Here is a 13902-nt window from a genome sequence, read left to right as displayed (position 1 = left end):
AGCCCGCCGGGGAACTGGCGGGTTTCTTCACAAAAAATTCTTCGCTTCGGTGAAATTTGGCGGCAAAATCCGCCTAAACAGTTGCAAAATGCGGCGAACACGTGTCACCCTCTCCAAGGTTTCAGTTCCCGAACCCGATTCGCAGCAGTTAAAAAAACATGGCAGAACAATCCGCACACGAACCGACAATGGAAGAAATCCTCGCTTCCATTCGGCGCATCATCTCGGAAGATGATGCGCCGGAAGACGCGGCGGCACAGGCTGTAGCCGAACCTGAGGTCGAGGAAGAAGATGACTCTTTCGCCGCGGCGGCTGAGCCGGAAGCGGAGAGCGAAGAGGCGGCTGAAGACGATGTGCTCGAACTGACCGAAACCTATGAGGCGCCGGAATCGGTGTCCATCGGTGATATCGATGCCTATACGCCCGCAGCCGTGCCAGAACCGGCTCCGGCGCCGAAGCCGGCACCCGTTCTGGCCCCCGCATCCGTGGGTGGACTGGTCAGCGAGCGGACCGAATCGATTGCCGCGTCTTCATTTGGCGCCCTGACAAGCAATCTGCTGGTGCCGCACAGCGACCGTACCCTTGAAGATGTGGCCAAGGATCTGCTGCGTCCGATGCTGCAAGCCTGGCTCGACCAGCATCTGCCGGCGATCGTTGAGGAGCAGGTCCGCCTTGAAGTCGAACGGATTGCGCGTCAAAGCCGCCGCTAATCCATAGATTCTTTTGAGTTCATTTGTTAAGAGAGCGGCATCACAGCGGTGAGCCGCTCTTTTTAATTAACGCTGCCCTACCGCTTCGCGGCTTGAGGGCTTTATCTTTGTCGAGACCATGCTGGAAAAAACCTTCGATCCCGCCGCCGTTGAGCCCCGCCTGTATAAAAAATGGGAAGAGTCCGGTGTGTTTTCCCCGTCGGACGCGAAGGAGACCTTTTCCATCGTCATCCCGCCGCCCAATGTGACGGGCTCGCTGCACATCGGCCATGCGCTGAATAACACGCTCCAGGACGTGCTGACGCGTTTCGAGCGGATGCGCGGCAAGGCGGCCCTGTGGCTGCCAGGTACGGACCACGCCGGCATCGCCACCCAGATGGTGGTGGAGCGGCAACTGGCGGCTTCGGGCACCAATGTCGGCCGCCGGGAGATGGGGCGCGAGGCTTTCGTCGCCAAGGTCTGGGAATGGAAGGCGGAATCGGGCGGCACGATCGTCAAGCAGTTGCGCCGCTTGGGCGCGTCGTGCGACTGGTCGCGCGAACGCTTTACGCTCGATGACGGCCTGTCGGCGGCGGTGCGCAAGGTCTTCGTCACCCTGCATCAGCAGGGATTGATGTACCGCGACAAGCGCCTGGTCAACTGGGACCCGCAGTTTCAGACGGCGATTTCCGATCTCGAAGTCGAGCAAAAGGAGGTCGACGGCCATTACTGGCATTTCGCCTATAAGCTGGCGGATGGCGTGACCTTTGATTATCCTGTCAAGGACGAAGAGGGCAATGAGACGACGGAGACGCGCGACTATATCGTTGTCGCCACCACGCGTCCGGAAACCATGCTGGGCGATAGCGGTGTGGCCGTGCATCCGGATGATGAGCGCTACAAGGATTTGGTTGGCAAGTTCGTCATCCTGCCGATCACTGGTCGCCGTATCCCGATCGTGGCTGATGACTATGCCGATCCGGCCAAGGGCTCCGGTGCGGTCAAGATCACCCCGGCGCATGATTTCAACGACTTCCAGGTCGGCAAGCGTCATGATCTTAAAATTATCAACATTATGAATGAGTTGGCGCAACTTAACCAATACGTTCCCGAAGAATATCGCGGTATAGACCGGTTTGTTGCTCGAAAAGAGATTGTTGCTCGGGCTGAAGCAGAAGGTTGGTTGAAGCACGTCGAGAAGACGAAGCATATGGTGCCGCACGGAGACCGTTCGGGCGTTGTCATTGAGCCTTTTTTGACTGATCAGTGGTACGTCAATGCCGGCGAGTTGGCAAAGGAGGCCATCAAGGCTGTTGAGGATGGCCGGACCGTCTTCGAGCCGAAGAACTGGGAAAAGACCTATTTCGAGTGGATGCGCAATATCGAGCCGTGGTGCGTGTCGCGCCAGCTTTGGTGGGGGCATCGCATTCCGGCTTGGTATGGGCCATCACGAGATTTCGGCGTTCAGGGCAATGAACGCGGTAAGATCTTTGTTGGTATGTCAGAAAAAGAAGCTATTCAACAAGCACAAGAATATTACGGAAGAGAAGTTCAGGTCGTCACGAATGATGTTGATTATAAGAAAGCTAACTCTTCGTTCTACCTGAAGCCGCTGCCTGCTGATTGGAAGCCGCCACTAATCCAGGACGAAGACGTGCTCGACACCTGGTTCTCGTCGGCGCTGTGGCCTTTCTCGACCATGGGGTGGCCGGAGAAGACCGAAGACCTCAAGCGCTTCTACCCTACCCACACCCTGATCACCGGTTTCGACATCATCTTTTTCTGGGTGGCCCGGATGATGATGATGGGGCTGCACTTTACCGGCCAGACGCCGTTCAAACGCGTCTTCATCAATGCCCTGGTGCGCGACGACAAGGGCCAGAAGATGTCGAAGTCCAAGGGCAATGTCATGGACCCGCTGGTGCTGATCGACGAGTTCGGCGCCGATGCCCTGCGCTTTACCCTGACCGCCATGTCGGGGCAGGGCCGCGATATCAAACTGGCCAAGCCGCGCATCGAAGGTTATCGCAACTTCTCGACCAAGCTGTGGAACGCCACGCGCTTCACCCAGATGAATGAGTGTGCCCGTGTAGACGGCTTTGATCCATCGACCGCCAAGCTGACCCTCAGCCGCTGGATCAGGGGCGAGGTGCAGAAGACGCTTGTGGCCGTGACCGAAGCGCTGGAAGCCTGCGCCTTCGATGACGCGGCCAATGCGCTCTACAAGTTCATCTGGAACGTCTTCTGCGACTGGTATCTCGAACTGGCCAAGCCGATCCTCAATGGTGACGATGCCGCCGCCAAGACGGAAATCCGTGCCATGACGGCCTGGGTGCTCGATCAGGCGATGATCCTGCTGCATCCGGTCATGCCCTTCATCACCGAGGAACTGTGGGAAAAGACCGGTCACAGCGACATGTTGATCGCGCATAGCTGGCCGAAGGCCGATGCCGGCGCCATCGATGCCGAAGCCGATGAGGAAATCAACTGGCTGATCGACCTGATCAGCGAGATTCGCTCGATCCGGTCGGAAATGAACGTGCCGGGCTCGGCGCGCGCGCCGCTGTCTTTAAGTGGTGCCTCAGAGGTAACGGCCAGCCGTTTGAAAACACATGAGGATTTGATCCTCTTCTTGGGTCGTTTGTCAGAGGTGAAGGTGGGGGAAGCGGCTGCCGGTTCGGTGCCCTTTGTGGCCGGCGAAGCGACCGCTCACCTGGCGATCGCCGAGTTTATCGACCTGAAGGCCGAACAGGCGCGCCTCGCCAAGGGCATTGCCGATTTCGACAAGACGATCGACGGCGTTCGCCGCAAGCTCGACAATCCGGAATTTGTCCGCAAGGCGCCGGAAGAGGTGATCGCCGAGAACCGCGAACGCCTGGAAGAGGCGGAAAACGGCAAGGCTAAGCTTGCCGCCGCGCTGGAACGATTGAAGGCCGCGTCGTAAAAAAAGCCCCGCAACCTGTTGGCTGCGGGGCTTTTTTTATATCCGTTGCGCCAGGATATCCTGAAGCACGGGCAGCGGGTTACGGAACCAGCCGCGGATACGCGCCCGTTGCGGCCAGGCGGTCAGGCCGGCTACCGCCAACAGGATCATGCCGTAGGCAAAGACGGCGGCCGGCGCACGATGTATGGCGCGGATTTCCAGGATATTGCAGACCACGCAGAAGATCAGCGTGCCGGCAAAGGCCCAGCTAACCCAGGTGAAGGTTTTCTGGCCCAGCGGTTTCGCCATCATGACGACCATGGCCATGCAGGGCGCAAGCGTGAACATGTCATAGTCCATCAGGCGCGGATTGAGGAACTGGGCGGCGCCGAGACCGAATATGATTCGCTCTTTCGCCGTCAGGCCGCCCCATTCCGCCAGGACCAGGCTGGCCAGCCCCATGCCGACGACGAACAGGCCAAGTCCGATCAGGGTAACAGGCGAAGCCGTGCTCAGGCCTAGGGCCGAGGTGGTGGCGAAGAAGCCGATACCGGGCTGTTCGAGGATGACGATGGCCTTCAGCGCCGTATGCCAGTTGGCACTGAACCGGCCGGCGGTCAGGAGGAGGGCCAGCAAAGCACTGACGGCCACTGTGGATGATAACAGGAAGGTGCGCAGGCGGGCCATGAGGGGCCTGTCCTCCAGCACCAGGACGACGAGATAGGTCACGAATACAGGCTTGATCAGCGCGCCGCAGATAACGATAGCGATAAAGGGCAGGCGCGATTTCGACATATGCAGGGCGGCAAGTATAGTCAGGGCGTGCAGCAGCAGGCCGATATTACCGCACGACAGCACACTGCCGACCATGGCCGCCAGCGTCATCAGGCGGAAATGCCAGGGCGCCTTGTCCATCGGTTTCAAAATGGCATACCAGAACAGCCACAGTATGGCGGGGGCATAGACGAGGGCGAAAGCCCAACGCGCGCCTTCCAGGCCAAATGCCTGCTCAAGCGGTGCGAAGAAATGCCCGACCTGTGGAGCGTAAACATAGGGTGTGGGGCGGATGCCGGCACAGACCGGATGCAGGCTGTAAGGGGATATCCCGCGCGAGACATTATGCGCCCCGCAGATCAGGGCGTCGAAATCCGGCAACCAGTAGCGCGCCTTGGTCAGGCGGCTGATCAGGTTGCCGACCAGGGGGCACAAGAAGAACAGCGAAAAGAACCACAGGTTTCGCTTGCGGGCGGTGAAACATTCAAACCAGGTGAGGGCGTCCGTTGATAAGCGGGGCATCAGTTCACCGCCGTTTCGGATTTGCGCGCAAAGGTCACATACGGCGCCAGGATGTGCGGCAGGCGCGTGCGGATCATGTGCTGACCGAGCCAGAGGACGTACAGGCAAAGGCAGAGCAGGGCGACGGGTTCGCTGTAATCGGCCAAGCCGGTCATGGCGCCGGCGAGGGCAAAGACGCACAGCGCCAGGACAATGCCGCGGCCATACCTGAGCATAGTTTGGCCTTGCCCGTTCAGACTGGCGCTTTTGTCGGCCAGGATCAGCAGACCTGGTCCGATGAGGCAGATGTCCTCGCTCATGATGCGCGGAATAAGCAGGGCGGCGAGGCTGAGGCCCAGCCAGATGCGCTCGCGGCGGTTCAGTTGCAGCCCTTTGACCAGGGCCAGACCGCTGACGGTAATCAGGCCGGCAAAGACGAGATAGGCGAGCTTAACGCCGACATGCGCCGGGTCCAGGCCAATCAGGCTTGTCCAGCCGAAGAAGCCGACACCCGGCGTGACCTCGTAAACATAGTGGGACAGCAGGGCGTACCATTGCTGGGTCAGGGCGCCGCCGGTCAGGATGAAATGACCCAGCGGCAAGAGGCCGATGATGACGCCTGAGGCCATCAGACCGATACGACGCCTGAGCGGGATGTCGAGCAGCAGGACGACCATCAGGTATGTGAGGAAGGTCGGCTTGACCCACGCCGCCACGGCCACCGCCGCGATAAACAGCCACGGGCTGATCTCGATCGCCAGCGCGCCGACAAGGACAAGGCCGTGCAGGATGACGGCGATATTGCCGAGCATGAAGGCGCTGCTGCTTAAGAAGACGGCAAAGGGCAGTTTGTCACGCCAGTTGCCGGGTGTCTTGCGGGCGGCGAGGGGGAAATAGATCAGGGCCGCCGCCGCGGCCAGGTAAAAAACCAGGTAGAGTATCAGGAAGCCGGGTTCGGTCAGGAGGCGCTCGAAAAAGGCCGCCATCTGGGCCACGCCCGGCAAATACACGAAACTGGCAGCGCGCATTCCGGGGCATTGCAGATCCAGGGCATAGATGGGCGCGCCCTGCAACGCTTTCAGCCCGGCGCAGGCGACAGACTGGTATTCGGAAAAGATATATTTTGACCGATAGAGTTTGGCGATGACGCCGACGATCAAGGGTAGAAAAAAAAGCACGGGCAGCCAGTAAAGGGCTGGCACCAGGGCCGGCGAAGTGCGGCCGGGGAGGGGGGGGAGGTTGAGTTTGACCATTGAACTCTTGGCTCTAAGCGGATATTGAGCGTTTCTTGTTTGGGACTTATCGAGTCCGGACGGCGTTAGTTTGGCCTGATTGTTTCAGGTCTGATGCGGGTTTCGGATCGCGGGGTGGGGGCCACCATAGATTTGCCATCCTCTGCGGTCTTAAGAGGACCAGGCGATTTTTATTGATGGCGGGAGGCCCTGACGGGCGGGGCGCCGGGGAGTTTCTTTTTTGACGAATATCGAGCGTGCTTCGGCCTTTACCGGTCAACCGGATCTCAGCCTGATCATCTGCACCCTGAATGAGGGCGCGGCCATTCGCAGCGTCGTCACCGAGATCAGCGATACCCTGGCGGGCATCAGCCATGAAATCATCGTCGTGGACGATAACTCGGCCGATAACACCGCCGCCGAAGTGCTTGATCTGGCGCGCACACATCCTCATGTCCGGCTGCATGTGCGCGTCAATGAGCGCGGCCTGTCCTCGGCGGCCATCAAGGGGTGGGATATCGCCCACGGTAAATATCTCGGCGTCATGGATGGCGACGGGCAGCACGACCCTAAGGCGATCCGCGCCCTGGCCGAGATGATCATGAAGGGCGACAAGGATCTGGTTTGCGTGTCGCGCTATATCGGCACCACGGAAACCGGCCTGAGCGGCATCCGCGACCTGGGCTCGAAGGCGGCGACCTGGGCCACCGGCCTGGTGCTGAAGGTGCCGCTTTCTGATCCGATGAGCGGCTGCTTCCTGATGACGCGCGAATATTACGAATCGGCGCGACCCAAGCTGACCGGCATCGGCTTCAAGATTTTGCTCGATGTCGCGGCTTCCGCACCGCGCAAGCCGCGCTTCGGCGAGGTCAAGGCGGCTCTGCGCGAACGCCAGGGCGGTGTTTCCAAGCTCGATCTGCGCGTCGTGCTCGATCTCGGCGCCCTGTTGGTGGAAAAGGCGACCGGCGGGCTGCTGCCGGCCAAGTTTGTCCTGTTTGCTGGCGTTGGCCTGAGCGGTGTGGTGGTTTACACCATCCTGCTCTATCTCGGTCACCACTTCCTGACCGTGCCCGGCCAGTTTCCTATCTACCGCTACCAGTACAACAAGGAAGACCTGGTCAATTACAGCCTGGCGATCTGGCTGTCGATGACGTGGAACTTCTTCCTCAACAACCTGATCACCTTCCGCGATCGCCGCCTCAAGGGCTGGCGCATGTTTGGCGGCCTGATCCGTTTCTACATCGCCTGTTCGCTGGGCGCGCTGATCAGCCTGTGCCTGTCGCTGTTCATGAAGGATCAGTTGCATATTCATTATGTGGTTGCCGGCATTATTGCGACGCTGATTTCCAGTGTCTGGAACTACTGGGCGTCGACCCTGCTGTCATGGCGTGATAAGAAAACCGGAGGCTGAGCCACCGGTTGCGATTAGAGCCCGACCCGATATGATGGATCTGGATCGTGCTCTAAGTTTTTGTTTTGACGCGCATCTTTGTCCAAAGAGTGCGTCACACTTTTTGGGATGCACTCTAAAAGGCCCGGACCAATCGGTTCCGGGCCTTTTCTCTATTGGGGAAATGCTTACCAGCGATCGTCGTCATGGCCGTGGTGATCGTTGCGGTCGTCCCAGCGCTCGTGACGGCGGTCTTCGCGGCGATCCTGACGGTAGTAATAACGATCATAGCGATCATGCCGGTCATAACGATCGCCACGACGGTCATCGTAGGCATAGCGCTTATCGTAACGGCACTTGGTATTGTTCTTGGCGATGGAAGACCCTACAGCCGCCCCGACAACTGCGCCAATCACCGTGCCGGTGCCCTTGTTGCGGGTATCCGCGGCACTGCCACCGATCAGCCCGCCGGCCACGGCGCCAAGCACCGCGCCTTCGGTCTGCTTGCCTTCGCAGGGGCGCGAACGGGCCTCGGCCATGCCGGGCAGGGCCAGCCCCGCCATGGTCGTTGCGATCAGAGCGGGAACAAGGATATGTTTCATGAAGGAGAATGGGGGCATCGCCTGGGTTCCTGTTTGCCCGGCAGAGTGCCGGTTTCATAATAGTCACCCTAGAGGGCTCAAGATGAACGGGACTTGATAAGTTCGTTCATCTCCGTTCATCTATGAGGCCAGTTAAAGAAAACCTCCGAACCTGAGGTTCGGAGGTTTGGCAGGTCAGTTACCAATGATCGTGGTGACGGTCATGGCGGTCATCCCGATCGTAGCGATAATAGCGATCACGACGGTCGTAGCGATCATGACGATCGTAGCGATAATAGCGGTCACGATAGTAGTAGCTGCGGGGCTCAACATAAACGGTTCCGCCGTAATAGGGCCGTGACTGACGGTAGTAGCGGCGGTCGCTGTAACCATAGTCGTTATCGTAGCGATAGCCGTCATCATAGCGGCAATTGTCATTGCTGTCGTCGATTGCCGCACCGGCGACGGCGCCGATCACAGCCCCGGCGGCCGTACCGGCGCCTCGGTCATGACGACCGGCGGCGGCGTTACCGATGGCGGCGCCGGCAATGGCGCCAACAATGGCGCCATCGGCATTGCTGTCGCGGTAGCATTGGGCGGCGGCGGGCAGGGCCATGGCTGCGGCGGCGGTGACAGCCGCGGCGGAGAGGACCAACTTGTGAGTCAATGTCATCCTGGACATGAAAATCTCCTTCTGTTACGGCGCGGATAAGCAAAATGGCGTCGTTGTGATGACCTTTATACAGGAAGCCAGATGAACGGGATTTGAGTGCTTCGTTCATGTCTGTTCATATTTTAACCATACAGCGCCTCCGGATGCGGTGACGAAATAGGCCTTATTGTTCGGCAGAATAAGCAGGGCGTAAGTCATAAATTAGTAATCGCGGTAATCCTTGCGGTAGCTGTAGCGGCTTGAATGCCGGCTACTACGGACGTATTCATGTTCGCCCTTCCAGTTATAGACGCGGTAATAGGCGCCACGGCCGCAATAGCAGCTATAATCCCGGCCGTTGTAATCCCGCTCGTAACTGCGGGAATAGCCGTAGCGCCGGCCGGTGCGGTAGGGACGGTCGTACTGGGCGTGATAGCTGTCATCGAGATTGGGGTAATAGCCCAGGCTACCGCCGGTATAGCGCCCGTCTTCATCGTAATAATAGGCCGGGCGCCCGTATCCGTAACCGTCGCGGTCGCCGGCATTGGCGGCCGTTGGCAGGAGCAAGGCCAGTAAAATCGCCAGAAGGATGCCGCCTATGAAAACCGGGCCAGCATGAAGCGGGTGGGGGGCATGTGAGAAACGGGACATGTTGTGAAACCCTGTTTAGCGGCGGATGTGGTTAATATCTCCCCTAAGGCGAAAAGTTCGGGTTGGCTTGTCACGGCGAAATTGCAAAATATCGATAAAAACTTGATTTTTGGAGGGTGTGCTTTAAGCGGACCTCTTTGTCAGGCTTGGAAGTGTTATGGCGGAATTTGAAGCGCTTATCAGCAAGGTCGGCTTTCAGGGCGATGGCCTGACCGCCGGTGGCCTGGTTGTCCCCCTGACCCTGCCGGGCGAACGCGTGCGGGTGCGGCAGGGCAAAGCCAACCCTTCTAATGAGAATAGACTGGAACTGGTCGAGGTGCTGGAGGCCAGCCCGGACCGGGTAAATCCGCCCTGTGTCCATTTTTCGGCCTGTGGGGGTTGTGCCCTGCAACACTGGGATATCCCGGCCTATAGCGCCTGGAAGCGTGATATGGTCGGCAATCTGTTGCAGCGCGCCGGGCTGGTAACGGAACTGGCCCCCATACTGACCACGCCGCCCGCAAGCCGTCGCCGCGTCGGCCTGCACGCCCGAAAGGTCGGCAAGCAGGTCGAACTGGGTTTCAAGGCGCGCAAATCGTGGAATCTGGTCGCCATCCGCGAATGTCCGGTCAGCGATCCGGCGATTGTCGCCGCGCTGCCGCAGCTCAAGGCGTTGGCGGGCTATCTGTTCGAACACCCCAAGTCCGCGCCTATTCTTCATATTACGCTATCGCTTACCGGTCTTGATATCGATATTTCCGGCGTCGAGCGTTCCAAATCCGGCGGGTTGTCGGCCGATGCGCGCATGAACATTGCCATGTGCGCCGCCGAAGCCGATTTTGCCCGAGTCTCCATGGGCGAGGACATGCTCTACATGGCGCGAACACCCAAGGTGCGTTTTGGCAAGGCTATGGTGGGCCTGCCGATCGGTCCCTTCCTGCAGGCCAGCGTGCCGTCGGAAAACGACATGGCGCGGCTGGCCGTCGAGGGTATTGGCGAGGCGAAAAAGGTGGCCGATCTCTTCTGCGGTGCTGGCACCTTCACCTTTCCGTTGGCCGAGAAGGCCGTGGTCTATGCCGCCGATGGATCAGGACCGGCCATTACCTCGCTGAAGGCGGCGATCGGCACGGCGCCCGGCCTCAAGACGATCACCGCCGAGGCGCGCGACCTGTTCCGCCGGCCGATGCTGGCCGAAGAGATGAAGGGCTTTGAGGCCATTGTCTTCGATCCGCCGCGCGCCGGCGCCGAAGCGCAGGCCGCCGAGATCGCCCGCTCGAATGTGCCGCGCGCGGTAGCCGTATCGTGCAATCCGTCGACCTTCGTGCGCGATGCTAACATCCTTGTGAAGGCCGGGTTTTCGCTGGACAGGGTGACGCCGATCGATCAGTTCTTGTGGTCCGGTCATGTCGAGCTGGTAGGAGTATTTTCGCGTTGATTTCCGTTGTCATGCCGACCCTGAATGCCGAAGGCCATCTGGCGCGCACGCTCTCCGCCCTGGTGCCGGGGGTGGTGCAGGGGCTGATCAAGGAGGTCATCATTGTCGATGGCGGTTCTGATGATGCCACGCTTGAAATCGCCGACTCGACCGGCTGCCGGATCATCCGGACCGATCACGAGCGCGGCCTGCAACTCTGGCAGGGCTGCCGGGCGGCACGGGGCGACTGGCTGCTGATCCTGCATCCGGATTCGCAACTGGGCGAGGGCTGGATGGATCAGGTCCAGGCGCATATGAAGAATTTTCCCCTGCGGGCCGGCTATTTCCACCTGCGCTTTGATGATCCGTCGATCCTGGTCGGGCTGTGGGCGGAAATGCTGGCCCTGCGCGCCCGCTGGCTGGCCATGCCGAGCGGCGACCACGGCCTGCTTTTGTCGCGGGCGCTTTACGACACGACCGGCGGCTACAAGGATCAGGTGGCGTTTGAGGATGTGGCCCTATCGATGGCGCTCGGCCGCGCCCGCCTGCGTCCTATGGGGGCGTCGCTGACCACCAATGCCGATCGTTTCCACGCCAGGGGAGCCCTGTGGCGCGGTATCGCCAAAAGCTTTCGGTTCCTGGCCTATATGTTTGGATTTCCGCCGAAACCGCCGGTCAAGAAAGCCTAGTTTTCAGCTAAAGCGACATCACCGACCGGCGCCGCACTGGCCTCCTGTACCGGCGAGTCGGCCGACAGGCTGATGATCTTCGCGTCGCTGGCCGCCTGAGCGAGGGTCTTGCTGTCCTTGCCCATGATCTGGCGATAGATCCAGTAGTTGGCGACGACTTCCTCGACATACTGCCGCGTCTGAGCCACCGGAATCGACTCCATCACTAGCAAGGAATCGGCGTCGTTGCCCAGGGAATCGACGGCGTCCTTCACGGGGCGGGCGCCGGCATTATAGGCGGCGATGGTGCGCAGCAGGTCGCCATCGATGATCGAGGAGTTTTGCAGGCGGTTGATATAGTTCTGGCCGACGCTGATATTGACGGCTGGGATGAGCAACTGCTTTGGCTTGGAGTTGAAGCTGTTGTCGCCCTGGACCAGGGCAGCCGTGGCCGGCATCAGTTGCAAGAGACCATAGGCGCCGGCATAGCTGTGGGCCTGGGCATTGAACTTGCTTTCCTTGCGGGCGATAGCGAAAATCAGCGCCTTGTCGACCTTGTAGCCTTCCTTTGGGGCAATGTCGGGGATCGGGTACAGCGACACATCGAAGAGATGGTCCGTCGGCTTTAACTGATTGATGCGGATGTGGGTCTTGGCGCCGAAGGCCAGCCAGCGGTCGCGTTCCTCGCGGTTGGGCGACGACTGGATCGCGGCCTGTAGTTCGGATTTGGCGTCTGAGTTAAGACCGACCTGGACGAGGGCATTGAGGCGCTGGGCACGCGGGTGGTTTTGTGCCCAGCTAAAGTCTTCGGTCAGGCTGGCGGTAAGCGCCGAGCGCTGCTCACGACCGAAAGTGGGCGGCAGGCCCTTTTTCGCCAGGGAGATGGCCGAATCGACGCCCAGGCGTTCTTCGGCGAGCAGGCCATAGAAGGTGAAGGGGAAGCTGGCGGCCAGTTGCAGGAAGGTTTCGGCGTCATCGGTGCGGCCCAGCTTTTGCGCACTGCGGGCGGCCCAGTAGGCGCCGCTCGATTGCGTCCAGGCATTGGTGCTGGGATCGGAACTGACGAATTTGAATTCCGCCAGGGCTTCCTCGTAGCGCTTGAGCCGCCAGCAGGCGAGGCCGGCCACCCAGTGGTCGCCGATCTGGCGGCCGAGCGTAACGGCCTGGGCCAGTTGACCATTATTGTAGGCTGAACGCGCCGACTTGGGTGTCAGGTCCGTATCACTTGAAGGCGCGGCGGCATCGGGGCGGCTGACCGTTGTGCTGTCGGCAAAGCTTGTAGAGGCGGAGAGCTGGATGCCCGCGCCGCCGGTCAGGGCATCGCTGCGTTGGGCTGTGGCATTGGCCGCGAGCAGGGGGAAGGCCGGATCCGGCGCGCCTTCGGGCTTCTTGCGCTTGGCCAGTCCCCAGACCTTCATGGCCATGGGGTGGTCGCCATAAGCGGCAAGCCAGGCGGTCAGTTCTTCATAGGTCGACTGATAACCGGCACTGAACAGCTTGTGATAGAGGGCGTAACCCATCAGGCGTTTGTCGGTCACCTGCGCCAGTTGCGCGTCGGCGTCGGCGTAATCAGCCTTGTCCATCAGGTCGAAGGCGGTACGATAAAGCGCGGCATCGGTGGGCGACAGGGCGTCGGTCAGGGGAGAGGGGGCAATCGGCGTGCCCTGTCCGGCGACGGCATTATAGGGCACGGGGCCGGCGCTTACGGTCACGGCCGGGGCTTCCTGTTTGGGGAAGAAGGGCGCCGGCAGGAAGGTGATCCGCTTGGATGCCTCAAGCTTGGCCACCAGTTCGCGGTCGGCCTTTTTCTTCTCGGCCTTGGCGGCTAATTGGGCGGCCTTACATTTTTTTGTCTTGAGCTTGGCCTTGGTGCCGCAGGCATCCGCCACGTCGGTCCGGCTGTTTTTCTTGGCGACCGTCTTTTTCGATGTTTTCGCATCAGCGAGGTCGGTTTTTTTCTTTTTGCCCTTTGTTGGGGTATCGTCGGCAAGCTCGGTCTTCTTCTTGCCTTTGGCCGGTGTGTTGTCGGCGATGTCTGTCTTTTTTTGCGTCTTGCCAGTGGACCTGGTGCCGGCTTTTACCGTCCTGGCATCATCGCTTGCTTTTTTGCCGGCTTTTGTCGTTTCGGCCTTTTTTACCGTTTCTGTGGCGGGTTTCTTTTTCGCCGATGAGGCGGTTCGCAATTCAGGTTCGTGCTTCGTGGCCGCCCAGCCAGGCGTCGAGGCCATGAGGGCAAATCCAAGAACGGTGAGGCTGATGAAGGCGCGGTGGCGAAACGTCAAAACGGCTTCCCTTTGCTGGTGGCTGTCAGGCGCAAACAGGGCAAGCCTGACGCATTTACAAAAGCCGGGTGAGCTTATCTAAAATTAACTTTATGGCAACCCGCAAGGATTGCCCGTTAATAACTATATGTCATTGAGGTCACAAATAAGGCAATTCACGGAACCT

General features: G+C 59.9%; 11 protein-coding genes. 5 read left to right on the top strand and 6 right to left on the bottom strand.

Annotation, left to right across the window (positions count from 1 at the left end; translation table 11 throughout):
• Positions 1 to 158: 158 nt before the first annotated feature.
• Together ACTHND_RS02640 and ACTHND_RS02635 are read left to right on the top strand one after the other, a co-directional pair.
• Positions 159 to 710, top strand: coding sequence for a DUF2497 domain-containing protein (locus ACTHND_RS02640; RefSeq protein ID WP_440175740.1), 552 nt, complete (start codon positions 159 to 161; stop codon positions 708 to 710).
• A gap of 118 nt (positions 711 to 828) precedes the next feature.
• A complete protein-coding gene (locus ACTHND_RS02635; RefSeq protein ID WP_440175739.1) occupies positions 829 to 3633 on the top strand; it encodes a valine--tRNA ligase in 2805 nt (934 codons plus the stop codon).
• A gap of 36 nt (positions 3634 to 3669) precedes the next feature.
• On the opposite strand, the gene ACTHND_RS02630 is transcribed toward ACTHND_RS02635, so the two are convergent.
• Together ACTHND_RS02630 and ACTHND_RS02625 are read right to left on the bottom strand one after the other, a co-directional pair.
• Positions 3670 to 4908: a hypothetical protein gene (locus tag ACTHND_RS02630; protein WP_440175737.1), complete on the bottom strand. Its 1239-nt coding sequence runs from the start codon at positions 4906 to 4908 to the stop codon at positions 3670 to 3672.
• Positions 4908 to 6140, bottom strand: coding sequence for a hypothetical protein (locus ACTHND_RS02625; RefSeq protein ID WP_440175736.1), 1233 nt, complete (start codon positions 6138 to 6140; stop codon positions 4908 to 4910). Before ACTHND_RS02625 ends, ACTHND_RS02630 begins: the two co-directional genes overlap by 1 nt.
• Before the next feature lie 220 nt (positions 6141 to 6360).
• On the opposite strand from ACTHND_RS02625, the gene ACTHND_RS02620 reads away from it, so the two are divergent.
• Positions 6361 to 7530: a glycosyltransferase gene (locus tag ACTHND_RS02620; protein WP_440175735.1), complete on the top strand. Its 1170-nt coding sequence runs from the start codon at positions 6361 to 6363 to the stop codon at positions 7528 to 7530.
• Between the two features lie 167 nt (positions 7531 to 7697).
• Here the strand turns inward: ACTHND_RS02620 and ACTHND_RS02615 are convergent, their stop codons facing one another.
• The 3 genes from ACTHND_RS02615 to ACTHND_RS02605 all read right to left on the bottom strand — a co-directional run bounded on the left by ACTHND_RS02615 (position 7698) and on the right by ACTHND_RS02605 (position 9393).
• Positions 7698 to 8129 carry a glycine zipper domain-containing protein gene (locus tag ACTHND_RS02615; protein ID WP_440175734.1) on the bottom strand — a complete coding sequence of 144 codons (432 nt, stop codon included), beginning with the start codon at positions 8127 to 8129 and terminating at the stop codon, positions 7698 to 7700.
• Between the two features lie 160 nt (positions 8130 to 8289).
• Complete coding sequence (locus ACTHND_RS02610) at positions 8290 to 8772, bottom strand: glycine zipper domain-containing protein (RefSeq protein ID WP_440175733.1); 483 nt, start codon at positions 8770 to 8772, stop codon at positions 8290 to 8292.
• Between the two features lie 192 nt (positions 8773 to 8964).
• Positions 8965 to 9393, bottom strand: coding sequence for a hypothetical protein (locus ACTHND_RS02605; RefSeq protein WP_440175732.1), 429 nt, complete (start codon positions 9391 to 9393; stop codon positions 8965 to 8967).
• A gap of 157 nt (positions 9394 to 9550) precedes the next feature.
• Here ACTHND_RS02605 and ACTHND_RS02600 point away from each other — a divergent pair, with 157 nt between their 5' ends.
• Positions 9551 to 10807, top strand: coding sequence for a class I SAM-dependent RNA methyltransferase (locus ACTHND_RS02600; RefSeq protein WP_440175731.1), 1257 nt, complete (start codon positions 9551 to 9553; stop codon positions 10805 to 10807).
• The gene (locus tag ACTHND_RS02595; RefSeq protein WP_440175730.1) at positions 10804 to 11475 is read left to right on the top strand and encodes a glycosyltransferase; all 672 of its coding nucleotides are present in this window, start codon (positions 10804 to 10806) and stop codon (positions 11473 to 11475) included. Before ACTHND_RS02600 ends, ACTHND_RS02595 begins: the two co-directional genes overlap by 4 nt.
• Here ACTHND_RS02595 and ACTHND_RS02590 read toward each other — a convergent pair.
• Positions 11472 to 13682: a transglycosylase SLT domain-containing protein gene (locus ACTHND_RS02590; RefSeq protein ID WP_440175729.1), complete on the bottom strand. Its 2211-nt coding sequence runs from the start codon at positions 13680 to 13682 to the stop codon at positions 11472 to 11474. The genes ACTHND_RS02595 and ACTHND_RS02590 overlap by 4 nt on opposite strands.
• Positions 13683 to 13902 lie beyond the last annotated feature (220 nt).

Origin of the sequence: Asticcacaulis sp. (assembly GCF_051954415.1) — a bacterium.
Taxonomy (GTDB): Bacteria; Pseudomonadota; Alphaproteobacteria; order Caulobacterales; family Caulobacteraceae; genus Asticcacaulis.
This window is presented reverse-complemented; position numbering and strand designations above follow the sequence as displayed.